The organism is Brevibacillus fortis (assembly GCF_046196545.1).
GTDB classification, from domain to species: domain Bacteria; phylum Bacillota; class Bacilli; order Brevibacillales; family Brevibacillaceae; genus Brevibacillus; species Brevibacillus fortis_A.
The window spans coordinates 3,316,807-3,340,365 of the sequence record NZ_CP176370.1 but is presented as its reverse complement, the minus strand read 5'-3'; the positions used below and the strand labels follow the sequence as shown (position 1 = coordinate 3,340,365).

Annotated in this window: 23 protein-coding genes and 1 riboswitch; of the genes, 20 read left to right on the top strand and 3 right to left on the bottom strand. The window is 47.3% G+C overall.

From position 1 onward, the window contains the following. Positions 1 to 113: 113 nt before the first annotated feature. The 13 genes from lanKC (at position 114) to ACKKE8_RS16535 (ending at position 12,448) form a co-directional block, all read left to right on the top strand. Entirely contained in the window at positions 114 to 2,741 is a 2,628-nt protein-coding gene (gene lanKC, locus ACKKE8_RS16595; RefSeq protein ID WP_409174049.1) for a class III lanthionine synthetase LanKC, read from the top strand. Positions 2,742 to 2,892: 151 nt separating this feature from the next. Beyond that, complete coding sequence (locus ACKKE8_RS16590; protein WP_409174048.1) at positions 2,893 to 3,201, top strand: thioredoxin family protein; 309 nt, start codon at positions 2,893 to 2,895, stop codon at positions 3,199 to 3,201. Between the two features lie 64 nt (positions 3,202 to 3,265). Next, on the top strand, positions 3,266 to 4,549 hold the full coding sequence (locus tag ACKKE8_RS16585) for a LysM peptidoglycan-binding domain-containing protein (protein WP_409174047.1): 1,284 nt from the start codon (positions 3,266 to 3,268) through the stop codon (positions 4,547 to 4,549). Between the two features lie 96 nt (positions 4,550 to 4,645). Further along, positions 4,646 to 4,873 carry a hypothetical protein gene (locus tag ACKKE8_RS16580; protein WP_041749457.1) on the top strand — a complete coding sequence of 76 codons (228 nt, stop codon included), beginning with the start codon at positions 4,646 to 4,648 and terminating at the stop codon, positions 4,871 to 4,873. 82 nt (positions 4,874 to 4,955) lie between these two features. Then, positions 4,956 to 6,167: an alanyl-tRNA editing protein gene (locus ACKKE8_RS16575; RefSeq protein WP_409174046.1), complete on the top strand. Its 1,212-nt coding sequence runs from the start codon at positions 4,956 to 4,958 to the stop codon at positions 6,165 to 6,167. 33 nt (positions 6,168 to 6,200) lie between these two features. After that, positions 6,201 to 6,584 (top strand): kinase-associated lipoprotein B, encoded by a 384-nt coding sequence (locus ACKKE8_RS16570; protein ID WP_409174045.1) that lies wholly within the window; start codon positions 6,201 to 6,203, stop codon positions 6,582 to 6,584. A gap of 41 nt (positions 6,585 to 6,625) precedes the next feature. Then, positions 6,626 to 6,736: riboswitch (TPP riboswitch) on the top strand. 200 nt (positions 6,737 to 6,936) lie between these two features. After that, positions 6,937 to 7,140: a sulfur carrier protein ThiS gene (gene thiS, locus ACKKE8_RS16565; RefSeq protein WP_007729348.1), complete on the top strand. Its 204-nt coding sequence runs from the start codon at positions 6,937 to 6,939 to the stop codon at positions 7,138 to 7,140. Between the two features lie 5 nt (positions 7,141 to 7,145). Next, entirely contained in the window at positions 7,146 to 7,919 is a 774-nt protein-coding gene (locus ACKKE8_RS16560; protein ID WP_186380573.1) for a thiazole synthase, read from the top strand. Continuing rightward, on the top strand, positions 7,912 to 9,207 hold the full coding sequence (locus tag ACKKE8_RS16555; RefSeq protein WP_409174044.1) for an acetylornithine deacetylase: 1,296 nt from the start codon (positions 7,912 to 7,914) through the stop codon (positions 9,205 to 9,207). The genes ACKKE8_RS16560 and ACKKE8_RS16555 overlap by 8 nt, the downstream gene beginning before the upstream one ends. A 7-nt stretch (positions 9,208 to 9,214) precedes the next feature. Next, complete coding sequence (gene tenA / locus ACKKE8_RS16550; protein ID WP_106655437.1) at positions 9,215 to 9,895, top strand: thiaminase II; 681 nt, start codon at positions 9,215 to 9,217, stop codon at positions 9,893 to 9,895. Then, complete coding sequence (locus tag ACKKE8_RS16545; RefSeq protein WP_409174043.1) at positions 9,880 to 10,662, top strand: ABC transporter ATP-binding protein; 783 nt, start codon at positions 9,880 to 9,882, stop codon at positions 10,660 to 10,662. Before tenA ends, ACKKE8_RS16545 begins: the two co-directional genes overlap by 16 nt. After that, positions 10,662 to 11,420: an ABC transporter permease gene (locus ACKKE8_RS16540; protein ID WP_409179143.1), complete on the top strand. Its 759-nt coding sequence runs from the start codon at positions 10,662 to 10,664 to the stop codon at positions 11,418 to 11,420. Before ACKKE8_RS16545 ends, ACKKE8_RS16540 begins: the two co-directional genes overlap by 1 nt. Continuing rightward, entirely contained in the window at positions 11,417 to 12,448 is a 1,032-nt protein-coding gene (locus tag ACKKE8_RS16535; RefSeq protein WP_409174042.1) for an ABC transporter substrate-binding protein, read from the top strand. The genes ACKKE8_RS16540 and ACKKE8_RS16535 overlap by 4 nt, the downstream gene beginning before the upstream one ends. 99 nt (positions 12,449 to 12,547) lie before the next feature. On the opposite strand, the gene ACKKE8_RS16530 is transcribed toward ACKKE8_RS16535, so the two are convergent. Continuing rightward, positions 12,548 to 13,933, bottom strand: a complete 1,386-nt coding sequence (locus ACKKE8_RS16530; protein WP_409174041.1) for a sensor histidine kinase — start codon at positions 13,931 to 13,933, stop codon at positions 12,548 to 12,550. Next, positions 13,934 to 14,647: a response regulator transcription factor gene (locus ACKKE8_RS16525; RefSeq protein ID WP_409174040.1), complete on the bottom strand. Its 714-nt coding sequence runs from the start codon at positions 14,645 to 14,647 to the stop codon at positions 13,934 to 13,936. Between the two features lie 152 nt (positions 14,648 to 14,799). On the opposite strand from ACKKE8_RS16525, the gene ACKKE8_RS16520 reads away from it, so the two are divergent. The 3 genes from ACKKE8_RS16520 to ACKKE8_RS16510 are packed head-to-tail and all read left to right on the top strand — an operon-like array spanning position 14,800 to position 17,204. Further along, on the top strand, positions 14,800 to 15,711 hold the full coding sequence (locus tag ACKKE8_RS16520; protein ID WP_409174039.1) for an ABC transporter ATP-binding protein: 912 nt from the start codon (positions 14,800 to 14,802) through the stop codon (positions 15,709 to 15,711). Continuing rightward, the gene (locus ACKKE8_RS16515; protein WP_409174038.1) at positions 15,711 to 16,460 is read left to right on the top strand and encodes an ABC transporter permease; all 750 of its coding nucleotides are present in this window, start codon (positions 15,711 to 15,713) and stop codon (positions 16,458 to 16,460) included. Before ACKKE8_RS16520 ends, ACKKE8_RS16515 begins: the two co-directional genes overlap by 1 nt. Positions 16,461 to 16,472: 12 nt before the next feature. Next, complete coding sequence (locus tag ACKKE8_RS16510; protein WP_409174037.1) at positions 16,473 to 17,204, top strand: ABC transporter permease; 732 nt, start codon at positions 16,473 to 16,475, stop codon at positions 17,202 to 17,204. A 262-nt stretch (positions 17,205 to 17,466) separates the two neighbouring features. On the opposite strand, the gene ACKKE8_RS16505 is transcribed toward ACKKE8_RS16510, so the two are convergent. Then, complete coding sequence (locus ACKKE8_RS16505; protein ID WP_409174036.1) at positions 17,467 to 18,009, bottom strand: hypothetical protein; 543 nt, start codon at positions 18,007 to 18,009, stop codon at positions 17,467 to 17,469. A 179-nt stretch (positions 18,010 to 18,188) separates the two neighbouring features. On the opposite strand from ACKKE8_RS16505, the gene dacB reads away from it, so the two are divergent. The 4 genes from dacB to ACKKE8_RS16485 all read left to right on the top strand — a co-directional run bounded on the left by dacB (position 18,189) and on the right by ACKKE8_RS16485 (position 23,523). Next, positions 18,189 to 21,083, top strand: coding sequence for a D-alanyl-D-alanine carboxypeptidase/D-alanyl-D-alanine-endopeptidase (dacB, locus tag ACKKE8_RS16500; RefSeq protein WP_409174035.1), 2,895 nt, complete (start codon positions 18,189 to 18,191; stop codon positions 21,081 to 21,083). Positions 21,084 to 21,250: 167 nt separating this feature from the next. Then, entirely contained in the window at positions 21,251 to 22,315 is a 1,065-nt protein-coding gene (locus ACKKE8_RS16495; protein WP_409174034.1) for an Ldh family oxidoreductase, read from the top strand. An 84-nt stretch (positions 22,316 to 22,399) separates the two neighbouring features. Continuing rightward, on the top strand, positions 22,400 to 22,792 hold the full coding sequence (gene panD, locus ACKKE8_RS16490; RefSeq protein ID WP_106655425.1) for an aspartate 1-decarboxylase: 393 nt from the start codon (positions 22,400 to 22,402) through the stop codon (positions 22,790 to 22,792). A 38-nt stretch (positions 22,793 to 22,830) separates the two neighbouring features. After that, positions 22,831 to 23,523 (top strand): YheC/YheD family protein, encoded by a 693-nt coding sequence (locus ACKKE8_RS16485; RefSeq protein ID WP_409174033.1) that lies wholly within the window; start codon positions 22,831 to 22,833, stop codon positions 23,521 to 23,523. The last annotated feature ends 36 nt before the right edge of the window (positions 23,524 to 23,559 follow it).

Sequence of the window (23,559 nt, the reverse complement as noted above, 5' to 3'; positions counted from 1 at the left end):
CCTAGTTGAAGGGTAACTTCAACTAGGTCCTTTTGAATGAGACGAATACATAAGATGTAGCTTACAAATTATTGGGAGAGGTACATAAATCATTTATGAGAGGAGAGTATATCATGAAGGCAAACATGGTTTATTATGATTATTTAAATGAAAACTCGAAATATTTCACTCCTAACAAATCAATCGTTACTGAGAGAGAATTTAATGTGACAAATTTATCAGATGATTGTGTAGTTAGCAGGGGAGAAAATTCTGTATGGAAAATGTACAAGTTTAAAGAACGATCCTTGCAAGCTCAAGGCTGGAAAATCCATATTAGTGCAACACTTGATAATGCAGAACAGATATTACAGAAGGTCAGTCATATATTGGTTGAACGTAAAGTCCATTTCAAACATCTTGCAAGCGAATGGGATTATTTTACTACAAACTCAAAGATCGCAAATAGAGCAAGTTCGGGAAAGTTTATTACGATCTATCCTCCTAGTGATGATGATTTTTTAAATTTATTAGATCTACTATATACCACCCTTCATTCTTTTGAGAGTGGTCCATACATACTGAGTGACAAGTGTTGGAAAAACAGCATTGTTTACTATAGGTATGGTGGATTTGCAATGATATTCAACGAACAAGGCGAATTGTGCATTAGAGATGAAAATGATGAATTGCTTGTAGACGAAAGAGTTCCTTACTATCAAGTACCTTCTTTTGTTAAAGAATTTGATCAGTATTTAGATTCTTTAAATACCACATCTATTGTAGATGAAGTAGAAAATAATAAATTTGAAGAATACGAATTTCAAAGTGCACTTCGCTTTACGAATGGTGGAGGAATCTATGTGACAGAAAGGAAGAAAGATAAAAAGAAAGTCATTATTAAAGAAGCAAGGCCAAAATCAGGTTTGGATGGTCAAAAAGTTGATGCATTAGAAAGACAAAAAATGGAACTTGATGCTTTATCAAAGCTATCGAAAGTAGATGGAATTGTAAATATACTAGATTCCTTTACACATTGGAAACATAGTTTTCTTGTGGAAGAATATGTGGATGGAATTAATTTAGATTCCTGGATTGTAGCGAACTATCCTTTTATTAATAATGGTGATATCAAAGTCTATAAGAATAAAATACATAATATTCTTACTAGATTGGTGTCTATTGTTGAAGAAATGCATAAAAATGGTGTAGGAATGGGAGATTTACAACCAGCAAATATCATCATATCCGAAGATTTAGACGTTACTCTGATTGACTTTGAAACAGCACGACCTAAGGATTCTGAAGGAAAGCCTACACTGATAACATGCGGATTCTCTCATCCACGTAATAAAAATAACGGAGAGAGGGACTGGTATGCAATAAAGAAAATCCTGCGATATTGCTTATTGCCAACTGGACCAATCGAGGATATTGATTCCGGTATGTATGATTATCAAAATCAATGGATTGAAAAAGTTTATGGAGAGGATTTTCTACTATTTGTAGAAATGATAACGGAAAAATGTAATCAGCATTTATCGTTTATAGGAGAAGAGAATAGGTTGCAGGCCATAAATAAAAATGCGATGAAAAAGGATATTTCCTCCATTATAGAAGGTCTCAGAAATGGTATTGTTAAAAATTTTGTTCGTAGCGAAAAATTAATTCATGGTGATATCAGGCAATTTGAAAGCAAAGCTGGGAAATACAATGTACAAAATGGAGGCACTGGAGCTGCGCTAGCATTTTTTAGATCTGGTACTGTGAGTGAGATTATAAACCATTGGATTGAAAATGAATTAATGAGAAACATCGATTCCATTGAACAAGGTGGATTATTAACAGGTAAAGCAGGCATAGGGACAACATTATATGAAATCGGTTATAAAAAAGAAGCAATGAACATCTTTGCAAACATGAATCTTAATTCGTCTGATATATCTTTAAGGTCAGGATTGTCAGGTATAGGTCTTGGCTTAGTTAGTCTTTATTTTGAAGAAAAAGATGAACGTTTTCTAGAAAAAGCAATATTTGTCGCTAGTATAATTGATACTTTTATGAGCGAGAAGAAAGAGTTAAAAGTTCAGGATTGGGCCGGGATTCCAATCGGTATAATGGATGGTTGGTCTGGAGTCTCGTTGTTTTACTCGGCTTTGTATGCAGTCACCAAAAAGGAAAGTTATTACTTGAAATCTATTGAATGCATTGATAAAGATTTAGAAAAAACAAAAGAAGACAAAAGCACATTGCAAACGATTGATGACTCCAATCGCTTATTACCTTACCTTTCAGGGGGATCGGTAGGTATAGGAATAGCAATCGTTTACCTAAATCATGTTAGTGATAAAAAACTTTACCAAAGAGAATTGAGCTTAATTACTAATTTATATCGTGTTAGATGTAGCTTTAGTGGGGGGCTTTACGATGGCGCTGGAAGCTTTTTGATTATACCGCCTCTACTAGGAAAAAGTGATTCTGAGTACACAAACAAAAAAGATTGTGTAATAGAATTGTTACGTTTATTTTTAATTCCTAAGGAAAATCATATTTTATTTCCAGGGCAGTTTTGTTATCGTTTGTCTGATGACTTTCAAACAGGGAGCTCTGGTATTATACTAGCTTTAGAGGGGATATTGAAAGATAACCCATTATATTGGCTTCCATTAATAAATATCGATGACTTTTATAAAAATACAAAATATAGCCAAGATGAAGTATGTGTAAACGCCACCCCAAGTACAATAAGCAATGAGGCCTAGAGTAGTGGTTGGCTTTGTTCCATAATTGTATAAGAGTACCAAAATAGACAGTGCTACCTTATGGTTGGTTGCTGTCGTTTTTTGTTTGCGAAAGAGAAAAAGGTTATTTAGATCCTGCATCATGTCCAATATGCAGAAAGGAGTGAACGACTTGCAAGAACTAACGTCAACAGAATTGATCCAATACCTGCAAGAAAAGGAGTCGGTCGCTCTTTTTATCTATACACCGATGTGTGGGACCTGCAAGCTCGCAGCACGTATGCTCGGTATCATGCAAGAAACATTGTCTACCGTTCCTCTGTATCAGATCAACATTAATACGGCACCAGCATTGGCAGAACAATGGCAAGTGACCAGCGTTCCCGCCTTGCTTATTTTTCACAGAAATGAATTGTTAGAACGCCATTATGCCATCCAGTCTGTCGGATTTTTATACGAAGTTTTGAAACCTCTTGCCTAGACATACACCTATTTCCTTCGCCATGAATATGACAAAGAGAGAAGAAATGCGAAGGAGGGGGCGTATGCAAATCCACGTGGTGGAAGAAGGACAAACCTTAGCGAGCATCGCCGAGACGTACGGAACCACACCAGAGGCGATAACTGAGGCAAATGAACTACCTGATCCAAATAAGTTGGTAACTGGACAGGCGATGGTGATTCCGATTGTGGGAAGCTACTATTGGGTCAAGCAAGGAGATACGTTGTATACCATTGGTCAGCGCTATCAGATCAGCGCGGCAGAGCTTGCACGCATAAATGGGATTCCGCAATACAGACCACTTCAAGTCGGGCAACGACTTTACATCCCGCCCCGTCCGCGGCGAGCAGCCGATTTCAATGCTTATGTAGAACCGAGACGGACCGTCACACCAGCTATGGAGGCCGATGTTCGCACGGCTGCACCGCATCTGACGTATTTGGCTCCGTTCAGCTTTCGTATCAGACGGGATGGTACCCTCGTGCGACCGACAATGAACAATTTTCCGCAAATTGCAAAAGAAAACCAGGTCTTGCTCATGATGGTCATTACGAACCTGGAAAAAGAGCAGTTCAGCACGGAATTTGGCGAGCTCATCCTCAACAACCAAGAGCTCCAGAATACCTTGTTGAACAATATTCTTCAGACAGCACGAGAGCTGGGAATGGGAGATATTCATTTTGACTTAGAAGCATTACCCACGACCGGTGCAGAAGCGTATGCCAATTTCTTGAGAAAAGCGAGAGACCGTATCCACGCAGCAGGACTGATGATGTCTGTTGCGCTGGCACCGAAGACAAGTGCCGAGCAGGCAGGAAAATGGTATACCGCCCATGATTACAAGGCGATCGGTGCCATTGCCGATTTTGTCGTGATTATGACATATGAATGGGGTTATAGTGGCGGTCCTCCCATGGCGGTTTCTCCGATCGGGCCCGTGCGGCGTGTCTTGCAATACGCGATTACCGAGATGCCAGCCGAGAAAATTTTGATGGGCCAAAATTTGTACGGATACGACTGGACCTTGCCGTACGAGCGAGGAACGACAGCGAAAGCGCTGAGTCCACAAGGGGCCATTGCTCTGGCTGCCCAGCATAATGCCGTCATCCGGTATGATTATCGCGCGCAGGCTCCGTTTTTTACGTACACCGATGATCAAGGCAAGCAACATCAGGTGTGGTTTGAGGATGCGCGGTCGATCCAAGCCAAGTTCAATCTGGTTAAACAGCTTGGTTTGAGAGGCGTCAGCTACTGGAAACTCGGTTTGCCATTTCCGCAAAATTGGCTGTTGATCGAGGAGAACTTTCGCGTCCGTAAGCGTGCATAGTCATCTGGCGTACATTCCATCGCGGGTTGTACGCCTTTTTTTCGAATGAAAAATCATGGTATGATGAAGATGACAGTAAGGAGAAGGGGAGAAATCATGGGAGAATGCAAATTGGATCACAGCCATGAAGACGTACTCAAAAAACTGGCAGAACAAGCTCCACATCTGTCAGAGTTGCGTGTGAGTCAATTCAAAAATCAGTTGAATGGCGAACTCAGCCAAGAGCGTCTAAACGAGCTGTTTCATTTATTGAAAAAGTATGATCTGGCAAGCCCAGAGGAGCGCCAAGAGCGCGAAAAACAAATGGATCACCTGTTTGGCTAAGCTTTATACATACGTTTTTTCGTTTTGCCCCCATGTGGGAGAATCAGGCTGGAACCATGGTTCCATGCAGCGAGGAGTAACGATGGACGACAGACTCTATTATCAGGATGCCTATACGAGAACGTTTTCGGCCCAGGTGACGAGGGCTGGTGTCGAGCAAGATGGGACACCTTACGTGGTACTTAATCAAACGGCTTTTTACCCTACTGGAGGCGGGCAGCCTTCCGATCTGGGCGTATTGGAAGAGATTCGTGTGGTAGATGTGGAAGAGGTAGATGGCGAAATTCGTCACCGACTGGAAGCTCCCTTGTCCGAAAGCATAGCGGAAGTAACAGGTCACATCGATTGGGACCGCCGCTTCGATCATATGCAACAGCATGCTGGCCAACACATTTTATCTGCATCCTTCCTGGAAGTCGTGCAAGCGGAGACCGTAGCCTTTCACTTGGGCAAAGAACGTGTCACCATTGATGTACGACTGGATGAGTTGACAGCAGATGTATGGGAGAAGGTAGAAAAGCGAGCGAATCAGATTGTTCTGGAAAACCACCCCATCATTGCGCGGTTCGTTGATGACGAGGAATTGGCAACGCTGCCCTTGAAAAAACAGCCGACCGTTACCGAAAATATTCGTGTCGTGATGATACCTGAGTTTGATTACAACCCATGCGGAGGAACACATCCAGCGCGTACAGGCGAAGTCGGGATGATCAAAATCTTGGGCTGGGAGCGACACCGAGGAAACATTCGTCTGGAATTCATCTGTGGATGGCGAGCTTTGCGGGACTACAACCAAAAGCAAGCTGTCGTTCGTGATACGGCGAAGCTGCTCGCTACCAATGAAGGGGAACTGATCGCACAGACGGAACGCCTCCTTGCAGAACGCGACGCCTTGAAGGCAAAATTGGCAGAAGTGGATAAGCAACTCTTAGAAGTGGAAGTCAATCAACAACTATCTGCAGCTAGTCAACTGGGGAACTCTCGCCTCATTATGCGTACCTTCACAGACAAAACCATTCAACAGCTTCAGCAGTTCGCACAGCTGGCTACTGCTCTGGCGCCAGATGCGATTTGCCTTTTGGCTGCTACTGCCGAGGACAAAATGCAAGTCGTGTTTGCTCGTGGGCAAGAAGTCAACGTAGCCATCAATCAAGTGTTGAAAGAAACCTTGCCGGTCATTAACGGAAAAGGTGGGGGAAATCCTGCGATGGCACAGGGTGGCGGTCAGCCAGTAGTGGATGCGGAAGAAGTATTGCTGCATGCTCGCAAACTGCTGGAAGCCTCACTAATGTAAATACATTTGATTCAATAAAAGGAGGAATCCGCGATGAACTGGAATCCGGGAGATATCGTTCGCGTTGCGCAGCGAACTGGTGAATATATTGCAGAAGTATTGGAAATCCACGATTCGAAGCTGCTGGTAAAAGTGTTGGCAGTTACCAAATACCCGACACAAGGCGATTTGCATTCTTCCTACGAAGTAGATGTGCCGCTGTTTCACCAGCGTCCAGCACTCTCTTACATGGAAAAATTCATGACGCCTGTCCAAGGGCTCATTCGCTATAATGGCGCGATTCCAGACTACAAGGAATCTGTGCGTCAGGCGATGGAGAGAGAAATGGAAAAGCTCAAGAAAATGGCAGCTTGGGCAGAGCGTTGTCTCGCTGAGCTGGAAAAGATGCACAAGGAAGCCTTTACAAACACGAAATAGAGTGGTACTGTAGTACTCGAATGTAAGACAATTGCATAGCTTTACTACCAAACGGGGGCCAAGCAACGTTGGCTGAGATTGTAACGAGAGTGTTACTGACCGTTGAACCTGACCTGGGTCATGCCAGCGGAGGAAGAGGTATTTGGAATCAATATCACGTGTCGCATCCAAGCGGAACTATGCTTGTTTGCGTGCATGCATGATAAGTTCTCACTCAACCATCCGAGGCGGATGGTTTTTTTATGCCATTCGTCCGGGGAGATGGGATGGGTATACGGCTTCTTCTGTTTGTCTGTATCGACTCAGGCAGGCGGGAGAAGCCGTTTTTTTTTCCAGTAGAAGGAGGTAATCCATGATTGTTCAGCTGAATGGGAAAAAAGTAGAGTTGGCGGAAGAAATCACAACAGTGCGGGCCTTGCTTGCTTCTTATTCCCTGCAAGAGAAGATTGTCGTCGTTGAGCGAAATGGTGAAATTATTGACCGCTCAGCGTACGAACAAACACCGATTGCAGACGGAGATCGCATAGAAATCGTTCATTTTGTCGGAGGAGGATGATCATCATGATGGATACATTGAAAATTGGACCTTACGAGTTTCGCTCCCGTTTGCTTCTGGGGACAGGTAAATTCGCTGATTTGGATACACAAGGGAAAGCGGTAGAGGTGTCGGAAGCAGAAATTTTGACATTTGCGATTCGTCGCTTGAATTTGGAAAATCCGCAAGAACCGAACTTTTTGGAACAGCTCGATTTGAAAAAATTCACCCTGCTACCTAATACAGCAGGTGCTTATACAGCAGAAGAAGCCGTGCGTATTGCCCGTTTGGCTAAAGCATCTGGACTGTGTGACATGATCAAGGTCGAAGTCATTGGAGACCCGAAAACACTTCTCCCAGACCCGATTGGTACGCTCGAGGCATCGAAAATTTTGGTGGAAGAAGGCTTTATCGTATTGACCTACACCAATGACGACCCGATTCTTGCTAGACGTCTGCAAGAGGTTGGCGTACATGCGGTCATGCCAGGTGCGTCACCAATTGGTTCCGGACAAGGGATTGTCAACGAAAACAACCTCCGCTTTATCATCGAGGATGCCAAAGTACCGATTATCGTGGATGCAGGAATTGGCTCGCCAGCAGATTGCGCGAAAGCGATGGAGCTGGGTGCTGACGGTGTCTTGTTGAATACAGCAGTCGCCCTGGCTGACAATCCTGTCCTGATGGCAGAAGCGATGAAGCTCGGGGTGGAAGCAGGTCGTAAAGGCTTCCTGGCAGGCCGTATCGCGAAAAAGCGTTACGCGTCCGCAAGCAGCCCGACTGAAGGGATGATTGAGTAGCGTGGATCGACTGACAGAAGCGGTAGAATCGATTGCCAGCCGCAAAGAAGAGCTGTTCGCCTTATTGGCAGAGCTCATTTCTCATCCGACTGTGAGTCCTCCCGCGCGAAACAGCGATGCCGCACAAGGAGTAATCGCCAACAGACTGCAAGCAATGGGATTTGCGGTCGATCGCTGGACGGTATATCCAGGAGATGACAATATCGTCGGTCGGTTATCAGGGAATGCTTCTAGCCAAGCAAACAGCTTGATTGTCAACGGGCATATCGATGTGGCTGAAGTCGGAGATGACACGGGGTGGACCTATCCACCTTTTGCTCTGACACATGGCAAGGATGGACGCCTGTACGGCCGTGGAGTTGCGGATATGAAGGGTGGACTCGCAGCGAGCTTGTTTGCGATCCAAATGCTGCGCGAACACGATATCGAGCTCCAAGGTGACCTGCTCTTTCAATCTGTAATCGGAGAAGAAGCGGGTGAAGCGGGGACATTGGTCGCTATCGAGCGTGGCTATCAGGCTGACTACGCCGTTGTAGTGGATACGAGCAATCTCCAAATGCAAGGGCAGGGTGGGGTCATTACAGGCTGGATCACGATTGAGAGTCCGACGACGCTGCATGACGGAATGCGCGCACAGACGATTCATGCAGGCGGGCGCGTTCGGGGAGCTTCTGCCATTGAAAAAATGACGAAGGTAATCACCGCACTACAAGAGCTGGAGCGGGACTGGGCTGTCATGAAGTCTTACCACGGCTTTCCGGCAGGCAGCAATACGATCAATCCCGCAGTCATCGAGGGAGGTCGTCACGCAGCATTCATCGCAGACCGTTGCGCTCTATGGATTACCGTTCATTTTTATCCAAACGAATCCTACGAAGAGATTATTCGAGAGATCGAGGATCACGTCGGGCGTACAGCAGCAGCTGATCTTTGGCTGAGAGACAATCCTCCAACATTCCGGTGGGGCGGACGTTCGATGATTGAGGAGCGCGGTGAAATCTTCCCTTCACTGGAGTTGGATACGAACCATCCGGGGTTGGCAACGCTGCAATCCGCATATGAAAGTCACATGCATCAGGCGCCTATCGTTAATATGTCGCCTACAGTGACGGATGCAGGCTGGTTCGCGCATGCAGGCATTCCGGCTGTGCTATTCGGTCCGGGTGAGCTCACGTATGCACATGCCGTAGATGAATCGATTGATCCTGACCAGCTTGTTCATTTTGCCCAGATCATGGCACGTTTCATAGCCACTTGGTGCAATACCCCAAAGGAAGCGAAGGAGTGAGTATCGCATGACAACCTTTACTGATCGTTTGAGAAAAAGTGTAGCCCCGATCTGGGAGCGTGTTCATCAACATCCTTTCGTCACCGGACTTGGAGATGGCAGCCTGCCCGTTGGTGCATTCAAATATTACATGAAACAAGACTACATCTATTTGATTGATTACGCGAAAATGTTCGCGATTGCGAGTGTGAAGGCGTACGATCTGGAAACAAGCTCCAGATTCGCTGCTTTGCAAGAATCGACGCTGAACACAGAGATGGAGCTGCATCGTCAGTATGCCGAGCGCTTTGGCATCTCTCGCGCGGAGCTGGAAGCGACAGAGCCTTCGTTTGTCATGCTGGGATACACCAGCTACATGCTTCGTGTCGCTCATCAAGGGTCGTTGGCAGAATTGGTGAGTGCACTACTCCCATGCACGTGGAGCTATTGGGAAATCGGCAAGCGCTTAGCACAAGTAGAAGGAGCGCTGGATCACGAACTGTACGGTGAATGGGTACGCATGTACAGCTCTGATGAGTTTGGGCAGCTGGCGATCTGGCTGATTGATATCATGAACCAATTGGCGGAAGGAAAGAGCGAGCAAGAGCTGGCCAAACTGGAAGAGTATTTTGTCAATACCTCCAAAATGGAGTACATGTTCTGGGACATGTCCTACAGAGAGGAAATGTGGCCGTGGGAGAACAACTAGCTTTCGCCGACGTCAGCTTTTCGTATGGCGACAAGCAGATTCTTGATCATTTTGATCTACGTGTGGAAAAAGGAGAGTTTGTCAGCTTGATCGGTCCGAGCGGAATCGGGAAAAGCACCTTGTTTCAGCTCATCGCCGGTCTTCTTGAGCCGGGACAAGGCGAAATCAGGCTCGGCAGTGTACCGGTAGCAAATCGTTTGGGGCAGGTCGGCTATATGCCCCAACGCGATCAGCTCATGCCATGGCGTACAATTGTCGAAAATGCAGCTTTGCCGCTGGAAATCAAAGGTATGACGAAAAAAGAAGCGCATGAGCGTGTCAGACAGCAATTGCCAAGGTACGGGCTTCAGGATTGGGCCGACAGCTATCCAGCCCAGCTTTCCGGTGGAATGCGTCAGCGAGTTTCCTTTTTGCGCGCATTGTTTTCAGGTGCAGAGATGATGCTGCTGGATGAACCGTTTAGTGCATTGGATGGGATTACGAGAATGGACATGCAAGAATGGCTGATGGAAAAGTGGCAGGAAACAGGCAGTACGATGCTGATGATTACACATGACATCGACGAAGGCATTTTGCTTGCAGATCGCATCATTTTGCTGACAGGTAGTCCGATCATCAAGCCAATTGAACTAACTGTTCCAGTGAGCAGACCGCGAACGGCGAGCAGCCGCAACCAAGCCGGATTCTTGGCATTGCGTGAACAAATTTGGGAACTGCTTCGACAGGAGCGCCAAGCAGCAATGAAGCCGTTGAGGAGAGAAGCATGATGGGGAGAGGCATCTGGTTTGGCATCTCCATCGCCATTTTTCTCCTGGTGTGGGAAGCCGGTTGTCGCTTCCTCGGAGTGCCGCCATTCATTTTACCGCCACCTAGCGCTGTGGTCGTATCATTGTGGGATTTACGTTCCTCTCTAGTAGGTGTACATCTTTGGGCGACGTTAAAGGAAGTGTTATTGGGGCTATCGATCTCGATTGTGTTTGGAATCTCCCTTGCATTTGCGATGATTCGCAGTCGCATTGTGGAGCGCTTGGTCTATCCGTATATCGTCATCTCCCAAACGATCCCCATTATAGCCTTATCACCCGTATTTATTTTGTGGTTCGGGTATGATTTATCTGGAAAAATCGCTGTAACCATTCTGTTTACTTTCTTTCCGATTGTCGTCAACACGTATGATGGACTTCGCTCGACGGACAAGGAAATGCTCCAGCTGTTAAAAACGATGGGGGCAACAAACGGACAAATTTTCACCAAGCTGCAACTCCCGTCGAGTTTACCCCATTTCTTCAGTGGTCTAAAAGTGGCTGCTACCTACAGTGTAGCTGGAGCGACGATTGGGGAATGGCTGGGAGCGAGCGAGGGTCTCGGGTACTTTGGCAGACGGGCATCGGGCAATTTTCAGGCTCCCGCGTTGTTTGCCTCGGTCCTGTTACTCTCGATTCTCGGCATGCTGCTGTTTTGGCTGGTTGGACGCGTCGAACGTCATTTTTCCCCGCATATGAAAATCAAAGGAGAACAACAATGAAACCTTTTCACAAATGGACGAAAGCATTCATGGCACTAACATTGGCAACAGGTCTTGCTGCATGCGGCAATCAGGCGAGCACGGATGCTGGTCAGACACAAGCCCCTGCTGATAAAGGAGCGGAGCCGACTGAGCTGACGATTGCGCTCGATTGGTATCCGAATGCTGTACATTCCTTCTTGTATGTCGCAGAGGAGCAAGGCTATTTCAAAGACGAGAACCTTAAGGTAACCATGCAAATGCCTTCGGACAGCAATGATCCGTTGAAGATGGCGGCAGCGGGTAAAGTAGATTTGGCAATCAGCTATCAACCACAGCTCGTCCAAGCTCGTGCCGAAGGAGTTCCTGTCGTATCTGTAGGTGCACTCGTTCGTCATCCGTTAAACGTTATCATGACGCGCCAAGACAGTGGAATCGATACTCCGCAAAAGCTGGCTGGAAAAAATATCGGTTATCCATCACTTCCACTCGATGAATCGATCGTACGTCAAGTTGTTACGCATGCTGGTGGGGATGATTCCGGACTGACCTTCACGGATATCGGCTTTGACATCGTCCCAGCGTTGACGGCCAAAAAGGTCGATGCAGTGGTAGGTGGCTATATCAACCATGAGCAACCGATTTTGGAGAAGCACGGCGTTCCAGTCAATGTGTTTAAGCCTTTTGAGTTTGGTGTTCCAGACTACTATGAGCTCGTATTGGCGACGAGTGACGATACGTTGGGTAAAAAGCAGCAAGCTGTGGAAGGTTTCCTGCGTGCGATTGGCAAGGGCCAAGACTATGTGAAAAATAATAAGGAAAAGGCACTCGATCTGTTGTTGACCAAACAGGCTGGCGATTTCCCGCTGGAAAAAGACATTGAAACCAAGAGCTTGGATATCTTGATTCCGTTGATGGATGCGGGAGAAAAGCCTTTTGGATACCAAACGGTGGAATCGTGGCAAACACTGATTGATTGGATGAAAAAAGAGAAGCTGATTACGGCTGACGTCAAAGCAGAAGAGATCATGCGCGAAATCGTGAAGTAATCAGTCAAAAAGCACCCCCTTTGCACGCTTTTGAGAGGCTATTCTCCATTGGCGAGACAGAGGAGGTGCTTTCTTTTTTGCTAGATGGTTCTATTCCGATTAGGAGGTGAGGGGGAAACAAAGTACTGCTGTCATCCCTTTTCCTGTATCGCTTGTTAACAGCAGACGTCCATGATGAGCGGCAGCAATACGTGCAACCATGGGTAAACCGAGACCATGACCATTGTGTGAGGGAGATTTTCTTTTTGACGAATAAGGCAATTCCACCAAGTCAGGCAGCATACATTGCTCGATGCCTTTTCCGTTGTCGGTGACGATCAGGAGAGCATTGCGCTGGTTGGGTGACAAGGTCGTTCGCACGTGGATGTGACAGCCTGATGGGTTATGCACGATGCTGTTTTGTACCAAATTCGTGATGGCGCGGACAAGAAGTTTTTCATCGCCCATCACGAAGCATTGCTCAGTCGTGACATCCAGCTCGATGGCAAAGGTCTCTGCCAAGTCATTGTTCAAAAAGTCAGTGACAATTTGCCGCGCAAGTGTCGATAGCCGAATCGGTTTGGTATGAACGGGCTGCATTTCGTATTCCAGCATGGAAACGAGATTCAAGTCGCTGACCAGAGACCGGAGCTTTTCCCCTTGCTTTCGAATAATGCTTGCTTTTTGCTGCTGTTCGTAAGGAACGGCATCGCTCTCTTCCAATTCACTGGCATACCCGAGCACCATCGATAATGGCGTGCGTATATCGTGGGAGATTCCAGCGATCCAGTTCGAGCGTGCTTCGTCTCTTGCTTTTAGCAAAGCGTTCTTCTCTTGCAGAAGCGACGATGCATGATTGATGCTTCTGGCGATCCCGCTGAACATTCCTTTTACCTCGACATGTGTATGCTGATCTTCTGACAGAGCGTGAATCCCGCTAATCAGTGGGCGGATTGCCCGAATGAGTCGAGAGCCGATGAATAGAGAGAGAAGAGCGGCGAGTAGTATGTTTCCGAAAAGCAAAGCCAGTAATCGATACGGCAAATCGCTTATCCAACTGATCGGCAAATGAAACTGGTACTTGGCGAGACTGTCCTTCGGGAAGCCCACGACGACCAGCCCCAACTCATGCTCCCAGACAAAAACAGGATAGTCCTGTAAGTAATTTCGTGAGAACTGCGCCACTTCTGCCAGGGAATAGGCGCGGGGCAATTGGTCCGGTATGGCGTGCTCCCAGACGACCTTCCCATCGTTCGTAATCAGCATGGCCCAAGCATGGCTCTTTTGCAACCAATCTTGTGCATTTGGTTCCAACGTATAACTGTTGGAACCGTTCTTGTGGAGACCTTCTGCGACAGTTTGTGTGACGTGAACGGGAGGAGATCCTTCGTTCATGCCTTTGAAAACAAATGTACCGAGAATGATGTAATTGACGATGAGTAAAAAGACAGCGATCAGGATAGAAGCACCTGTATAGCGCCGTAAAATTCGTGCGGCTCCATCCATCTACAACTCTTCCTTTACGAGTAATTTGTACCCGAGTCCTCTTACTGTCAGCAAATATTCAGGGGTGGACGGACATGGCTCGATCTTTTCGCGAATGCGCCGCATATGAACCATCAGCGTGTTTTCATACCCGTAATAATCATCACCCCAGACGGATTGGCACAGCGCATCACTCGTGACGATTCGTCCCCGATTTTCATACAGTTTTCGCAAGAGTGCGTGTTCCTTGGCGGTCAAAGCGTATTCATGGTGATCTCTCGTCACGATTGCCGCCTCCAAATCGATCGTACTGTCACCTAGCTGGAAAACGGGCAGACGATCGATTTGGGGAGGAGCGTAAACGCGTCGTAAAATGACCAGAAGACGAAGAACGAGCTCGCGCGGTAAAAATGGCTTCACAATATAGTCGTCAGCCCCTAGGCCAAGTCCGAGCAATCGATCTTCATCTTCCCCTCTCGCTGACAGAAAAATGACAGGGATATGCGAGAAACGACGGATCGAAGTCAAAAGTCCAAATCCATCTCCATCAGGCAGCATGACATCCAGGATCGCGACATCAGGCTTGTCCGAAGCGCATATCACTAACGCCTCTTTACAACTACCCGCATGAAAAATACGAGAGAATCCTTCCTTACGCAAAAATCCATCGATCATATTTCTGATTTCAAGCTCATCTTCCACGATGAGCACTTTTTTCTGTTTCCACTCTTCCATATTGAATCACCCGTATTCATTATACTCGCTTGAATTGTGTGTTCTACCCTATCGGAGTCAATTTAAGGTTGTCGTAAGGTTCCTGTCAGCTTATCGACGGGTTCGGACTCTATGATTTCGTAGGAAAGACCAACAGATAGGAGCGAGAAAAGATGAATACTGTGATTCGAACGGTAAACCTTTCAAAACGCTATGGAGGGGTCTATTCCGTCCAGCGTGTGAATCTTTCGGTAGGAGAAGGGGAGGTCTATGGCTTCCTTGGTCCAAATGGTGCAGGAAAATCGACGACTCTAAAAATGCTGCTAGGCTTAGTCAAGCCGACCGAAGGGAGTGTCTCTGTATTCGGGAAGGATTTTAGCAGGAACCGACTGGAGATTTTGAGTCAGACGGGTTCCTTGATCGAGTCTCCTTCTTACTACGGTCATCTTACCGGCCTGGAAAATATGCGGGTCATGCAGCGGCTGCGAGATGTCCCGGACAAACATGTAGAGAAAGCCTTGCAAATCGTCCGTTTGGAAAAACAAAAGAACAAAAAGGTAGATCAGTATTCTCTCGGGATGAAGCAGCGACTAGGAATTGCCATGGCTTTGCTGCATTTCCCAAAGCTCGTTATCCTCGATGAACCGACAAACGGTCTGGACCCTGCGGGAATCGGTGAAATTCGGGAATTGATTCAATCGTTGCCACAGCAGTATGGAATGACCGTCTTGCTCTCCAGCCATCTGCTCTCGGAAATCGAGCAAGTGGCCACGTCCATCGGCATTATTCACGGGGGGAAACTGCTGTTTCAAGGGAGTATGGAGCAGCTGCAACGGAATAGTCAGCCTCATGTTTGGATGAAAACGCAGGACAATGAAAAAGCGAGAAGAGTGCTTCAAGATATGGAGCTTTCTCCAAGTCTTCAAGATGGCTTCCTTGTCATGGAAGGCATGGGAGATAGAGAGGTAGCGCAGACAAACCGGGCGCTGATTATGGCGGGCATTGATGTTTATCGTATTGAAGAGCACAAAAAAAGCTTGGAGAGCATTTTCCTCTCCCTTACAGGCAAGGAGGGGAGCTTGTAATGAGGACGCTCTGGCTAGAGTTTTATAAAATTCGGCATAAGCGTTTGTTTCTCATGCTCGCCATTCTTTTGAGCATCGAACTGGCATGGGGGTTTATGGCCGTCAGTATCTCCATGACTAAAAATCCAGATGCCGCGACGTGGAGCGCCATTCTGGTCACAATTACAGCCATGAACGGGTTGTTTTTGCCGATCGGTTCGGCTGTCATTGTTTCACGGATTTGTGATATGGAACACAAAGGGCGTACATGGAAGCTGCTGATGGCTGCCTCTGTCAGTCGAAAAACGGTTTATGCGGCAAAATTCGTCTCTGCGGCTGTTTTGATGGGGGGTGCCGTCATTCTACAGGTATCGGCGATCGTTGCATTTGGCATTGGCTATGGTTTAGCAGAGCCAGTCCCGATTGGTCTATTACTCCGCTTTGTAGCAGGGACTGCGCTGACGAATCTCGTGGTGATTGCTCTGCAACAGTGGGTCTCTCTCGCCATCAAAAATCAGGCGTTCAGCCTATGCCTCGGGATGATCGGGGGGTTCATTGGCATGACAGCGAGCTTGTTTCCGCCACAAGTCGGACGCCTTTTCATCTGGTCGTACTATGTAGACTTTTCGCCCGTTACGTATCAATACGTGAACGAAACCATGCAGTTTACTACACGCGAAGTCGGCGTTCATTTGCCGATCATCGTCGTACTCATGGGCATTGCATTCTACCTTGCTGGGAGCATTCACATATCCCGGCAAGACGTATAGGGAGGACCTTTTATGCTAATCAGATGTTTGGGAGCAGAATGGGTAAAACTGCGTCGTTCTCGTATATGGCTCGTTTTGCTTGTCCTTCCTGTTTTCAGTACGTTGATCGGTTTCGCCAACTACTGGATGAACCAAGCGATCCTGCAAAATGGCTGGTACAGCCTGTGGACGCAGGTGAGCTTGTTCTACGGAGAATTTTTCTTACCTATTCTCATCGCGATCTGCTGTTCGTTCGTGTGCAGACTGGAGCATGCAAACCGTAACTGGAATGTGATACTGACAGCGCCTGTATCGACTCCAACGATTTTTATCGCGAAGCTGGTGGTGGTTGGCGTTCTCCTGTTTGTTGTGCAGCTTTTCTTCTTTGTGCTGTATATTTGCGCGGGTTTCATCGCTGGACTACACACACATTTTTCGTTTCCTCCAGAAGTGTTCGGATGGATCATGCGAGGTTGGCTGGCTTCGCTCACCATCATCGCTTTCCAACTATGGCTTTCCACGCGGATACAGAGCTTTGCTGTACCTGTCGGCATTAGTGTGTGTTCTGTTTTTGTAGGGCTGGGCTTGTATGTGTCTGGGCTCGGGATGTTTTTTCCTCTATCGCTATTAACGATTGGCATGGGCGTGCTCAGTCAAGAGAGTTTGTCGCTAGGAGAGCTGGTGACGTTTGTATTCATGTGTGTACTGTTCGTGACGAGCGGCTGTGCGCTGGGGATTCGTCGTCTTACGAGAGCAGGTTTTTAACAGTTTTCGCCACATTAACGGTTTCCCTTTCCTGTCAAACAACCTTATAATAGAAGGTGAATGCTTGAATGAGGAGAAGTTTCCATGGACGACAAACACATAAACAAGACGAATAGCAAATGGGTGATCTGGGGGTTTGTTCTCAGTGTACTCGCTTGTGCTGTGTCTATGGTGATTTTCATCTACGTGATGCGCAACTGACAGCACATGATGGAAACGTCAAAAAACCGCTCGTTTACGAGAGCGGTTTTTTGCTGTGGCGTTAGCGGGAAATCGCTGTTATTTTTCGGACGACTTCGTCTTGTGACAGCTGGTTCAGCTCCGTAAAGCCAAGATTGGACAGGGCAATCGTTTTTCCTTGATAGATCGGGTAAACGCCCTGCCACAGACCTGCTGTACTGTACAGCTGTGATCCTCTCACTTTTCGCAAAAACAATAAATAATTCCCTTCCGACAGCGGTCCAGGATATTGCAGGTTGAGCGGACTGGAGGCATCGGGGAGCGGCTCTACGCCAGTGCTAACCACAGTTAATCGTCTGGACGACGTGCCTTTTATCATTGTTTTTACTTGGAGGCTTTGTGTGTAATTCACGATCTTGCCTTGGGGAATGGCGCGCCCCGTTGGATAAGGCTGGTGAGTACCGCTTACCGATGCGATGACGATCAAGTCTGACCTTTTTACAAGCTCCGCAAGAGAAGGATACGGTGAGGGATCTACTTGTACACGCCCGATGTCAGTTTGGGCATGGACGGGGAATGAAAAAGCGAAGAGAAGTGACAAACTGAGCAGCAATCGATAGAACATGCAACCATTTCCTCCAAACAAAAGAAGTCTTGAAGGTAGTATGAACGGAATGGGTATCGTTCATGCCTGTAGACTTTTAGTATAATGGTAATATTCCGAATAAATAGAATACATGCTATCATGATGGCGTACTGTGATTTGTTGGTTGAAATCGCCCAGACTATGACAAGGAGGTTATCATGAATCATTTGTTTGCTTTTCGACGTGTCGGTACGTGGTTTTTCGTGTTGGCTCTCTTGTTGCAGGTAGCAGCTTCGCCTGCGCTAGCCAAGGGAGAGGTCGATTCTTCTAGTCCTCTTGTACTAAGCATAGAAAAATTCCTCGCCGATTTGAAAAATGATGAGAATAGCAAGGGGATGTACGCTGGAATTGCAGTCTACGATCTAACCGACAAAAAGTACGTATATAAGTACAATGCCAAACGTAATTTTATCCCGGCTTCCAACATGAAGCTGTTTACGACAATAGCGGGTCTGGATAAGCTGGGGCCGGATTATCAGTGGAAGACCGAGGTTTTTGTTTCAGGAAAGGTAAATAACGGAGGCATTTTGCAAGGGGATTTGATACTAAAAGGCTATGGGGACCCTAGCCTGACGCCAGACGATTTGCAGCAAATGGCAAAAGCCATCAAAGATTTGGGGATCAAACGAATCAATGGAAATCTGCTTCTCGATGACAGCTATTTCGATGAGACCAGATTGGGCACGAGTTGGATGTGGGATGATGAACCGTATGGGTACAGCGCTCAGGTCAGTGGATTAGCCGTAAACAAAAACTTTACGACGCTAACCGCAACCCCGGGAAAAACGGTGAACGATGCCCCCGTCCTGACCATGAATCCGGCTACCACATACATAACAGTCACAAACCAGTTAAAAACGACAGAGGGCAAGGAGAGCAATGTGCTCGTCGAGCGTCCGCGCGGAAAAAATGAAATCATCGTATCCGGTACGATCGGGATGCAAGCAGCTCCTTATGATGAAGATGTCACGATGGAAGACCCGGCTTTGTATGTGGGCGATCTATGGAAGGATCAGTTGCTGAAACAAGGGATTGCCTTACATCCGAAGACAGAAGTGAAAAAAACAGTGCTGCAAAGCGGAGTACCGCTCTATACACACTTGTCTAAACCGTTGGGTGAGATCACGGTGGAGCTCAACAAGGATAGTGACAACTTCTATGCGGAGATGCTCGTAAAGACGCTGGGTGTTACCGAGAAAGGAGAGGGCAGCTTTGAAGCAGGCAGTGAAGCGGTAGCGGACGTGATGAAGCGCGCTGGCATTGAGTCAGGCTTCCGTCAGGTAGATGGCTCGGGGTTATCGAGATTTAATATGATCACTCCAGAACAGATGATCGAAACCCTCATCTTTTTGCAAGAGCAAGAATATCGAACGGAACTGGAAAAATCACTCCCAATCGCAGGAGTGGACGGCACTTTGAAAAACCGCATGAAAGGAACCAGTGCGGAAAAGAATCTGGCTGCGAAGACAGGTTCATTAAGCGGAGTCAACACCATGTCGGGTTATGTAACGGCAAAAAATGGTCATAAGATGGCCTTTTCGATTTTGATCAACGGCATCTATAAATCGAAGTATGCGAGGGAGCTACAGGATCGAATCGGAATTCTGTTAACAACCTACCCGGATATCGCAGCTCCGGAAGGATTCAGCCCTCCAGAGAAAAAGACGTACGAACTCTCTGCTTTGATCGATCCCATCCTCGATACGCCGGAAGCAGCAGGTGTAACGGCTGGGATCATGATCAAATCGTTGGATTCAACAGGTGAGCCTGTTTTATACGAACGGGATGCGGATACATTGCTTACCCCAGCTTCGAATCTGAAGCTGCTGACGACTGCCACAGCATTGAACCAGTTTGGTTCCGATTACGTATTCAAAACGGAAGTGTATGGAGACGCACCGATCACCTCTAAGGGCGTACAACAAGGCAATCTGTATGTGAAAGGATACGGTGACCCAACCTTGCATACAGAGAATGCGCTTCAGGTACAGGAAGGTGTGTCGATTGAAAAAATAGCAGGGTGGATCAAGCAACTAGGAATCACGCGTATCAACGGGAATCTCGTGATGGATGAAAGCTACTTTGACCAACAACGGCTTGGACTAGGCTGGGCATGGGATGACGAGAGCTACTATTACAACCCGACCATTGGGGCTCTTGCAATGAACCGAGGGACGGTCATGATCGAATTCAAGCCCGCTAACGATGCTGGAGAACCAGCTGTCATCAACGTACTACCCAAAACAGCGTATGTGCAAGTGATCAATGAAGCCAAGACCGTACAAAAAGGGGAAGAAAATACGTTTGCTATCCTGCGTGACCGTGGCACAAATACCATTAGACTAACAGGGAACCTCCCACTTGATCACGAAGGCGATTACGAGCGTGTGCCTGTAGAAGAGCCAGCTAAGTACGTGGGGACCGTGCTGAAGGAAACGTTGGAGCAGCAAGGAATTACGTTTGCTCCGAAAAGCGAAGTGTTGATCCAGCCCGTTCCCTCGGCAGCGGTGAAATGGACACAATTTGAGTCACTGCCGTTGAAGGATATCGTTCAGTACCTCAACAAGCGGAGTGACAATTACTACGCCGAAATGCTTCTCAAGGCACTCGGAGCTGCAAAGAAAGGAAAAGGAAGTGCAGCGGCTGGGGCAGAGGTCGTCATGGAAACCGTATCTTCGCTCGGCGGGAATACCACTTTCGACATGATGGATGGATCAGGATTGACGCGCTACAATCTTATTTCTGCTCGGCAGATCGTATCTGTACTTGAGGGAATGACCAAGGAATCGTTATTTGCCACTTATGATGAATCTTTACCCATAGCGGGAATGGATGGTACGCTGAAAAACCGCTTGAAGGATACACCCGCTGTTAATAATCTGCATGCGAAAACAGGTTCGATGACGGGTGTGAATACACTGTCGGGGTATATCACGACCAAAGGTGGGGAGAAGCTCATCGTTTCGATTATGTTTAATGGCTATGTCGAGGATGAAGAGCTATTTACCAAGATGCAGGACCAGATCATCACAATACTGGCCAGTTACGAATAGGAATCAAGCAAAAAAGGAGCCCCATTATCGGGAGCTCCTTTTTTACGTTGATCGTCGATTGAACTGGGTCAATGCCTGTAGCGGTCAATCAGCGGGAGACATATCTATATTCAGATTAGGAAGCAGGCGAAATACAGAACAGCGGTGAAGGAGGGGAAAAAGAGAAGATGCACCCTGCACTCTTTCATTGGAAGCAGTTGGAGCAAGTCGTAACAGAAGTGCTTGTACAGGCAGGTGCCAGACGCGAGCATGCAAGGCTTGTCGCAGAATCCCTCGTCCATGCTGATTTGCGCGGCATCGAGTCTCATGGTTTGGCGAGGCTGCCGATTTATATCCAACGAATCGAAGCTGGCCTGATCGAATTGAACGATGAACCAGTGGTATGGAAACAGGAGGGAGCAACAGCACTGGTAGACGGCAAAAACCAGTTGGGTGCGGTAGTCGGGGTGGCGGCTTTGGAAGAAGCGATCAAATTGTCACGTCAGATGGGAATCGGGGTTGTTGGTGTTCGTCATTCCAACCACTTTGGCTCCTGTTCGTACTATGCAGAACGAGCAATCGCAGAAGGAAGGATTCTTCTTGTCCTTTCTAATGCCCCTGAAGCCATGGCTCCTACAGGAGGGATTCGTCCTTTTTTCGGAACGAATCCAATTGCAGTGGGAATACCCGCAGGGGAAGAGCCATCCTTTTTGTTAGATATGGCTACGAGTATCGCTGCCAGGGGAAAAATCGCCTTAGCCGTAAAAAAAGGGGAAGCGATTCCTGCGGATTGGGCCATCGATCCCAATGGGAAGAAAACGACTGATCCCGCACAAGCCTTACTAGGCTCACTTTTGCCGATCGGGGGAGCAAAGGGTTATGGATTGGCGATGTTCATCGATATCTTGTGTGGGCTGCTAACAGGTGCAGCAACGGGACCACACGTAAAAAGCCTGTATGATAATTGGAACGATCCACAAAACATTGGACATCTATTCTTGACGGTGGATATTGAACGGTTTATGCCACTGCCCGATTTTTGCGCCAATATGGATGCATACATTCGTGAGGTAAAAAGCGTACCTAAGAAAGAAGGAGTATCAGAAATTTTCATTCCTGGGGAGATCGAGAGCCGAAAAAAGCAAGAACGCATGGAAAACGGTATTCCATTCGATCCAAATCTGACGAAAGAACTAAGTCAATTATGCCGCACCTATGGAGTCGATTTGCAGGCTGCGTATCATGTCCCCTAACCAGATTTCCTATCGTAGGAGGTTTCATGGACAACACATCGCACATAGACTAATGTCATCGGTTTGGAAAGGAGTGAACCGCCTATGCAACGACACATGTGCAAAGGTAAAATTCACAGGGCGACAGTTACGCAGGCCGAACTGGATTACGTGGGGAGTATCACAATTGACGTTGCTCTCATGGATGCGGCAGATATCAAGCCATATGAAATCGTGCAAATAACCAGTTTGCGTAATGCCACGCGCTGGAAAACATACGCGTTACCCGGGGCATCGGGTAGCGGGGTCATCTGTCTGAACGGTCCACCTGCCCACCTATTTTCGCCAGGAGATCTAGTCATCATTTTGAGTATGGGCATGTACGATGAATCCGAGATCGAACAGCTTGTTCCCAAGGTCGTGTTTGTGGACGAACAGAATCGTATCACGAAAATAGAGGAGCATCATCTGATAAAGAATGGAGAGACACTGCCATAAAACCGCCAAACGTAGGAAAATGGGGCAAGCATAAGCACATGGTCAAAGACGAACTTTTGCAGGAGTATTTGCCCAAAACCCGCGTGTACTCTCCTGAAGAGCTATGGGAGTATGCAAAAGCGTTTACACACGTGATGCTGAAGCCTTCGGGAGGCGGCGGTGGGGCAGGGATTATTCAAGTAACGGCGCGAGGAGAAGAGCAGTATTTGGTTCATAGTGGGAGTCGTCGTCGTCTCGTGGATGGGAAGGAGGCCACGATCCGATACGTGGAATCGTTGTTTCGACCAAAAACATACCTGCTCCAGCCACGTATTCCACTCGGTAGAATCAACGGCAAGCCCTTTGATGTGCGAGTCATGATCCAGCGCAAGGGCAAAAAGGAGCCTTGGGTCATAACAGGGTGGTGTGCAAAGCTTGCAGGTCCGGGCTATGTTGTGACAAATGTAGCTCGCAGCCGTGGAAAAGTTTTGCCCATCCAAACGGCAATCAAGCTGTCGAATATAGAAGCAGGTCCGCATCTCTTGCGTGATATCCGCATGGTAGCTGCGGCGGTAGCTAATCGATTGGGAAGAGCCTATCCGACACTCCGGGAGATCGGTTTGGACTTGGGGATTGATGTGGATGGCAAACCGTGGATTATTGAAGCCAACTTCCGACCCGCTCTTTCTCTCTTTCAAAAGCTAGAGGATCAGTCCTTTTACAAACGAATTGTCTCTATGAGAAAACGATAAGAGGAAAACCACTTGTCGAAGTTGTTCATACGGTAA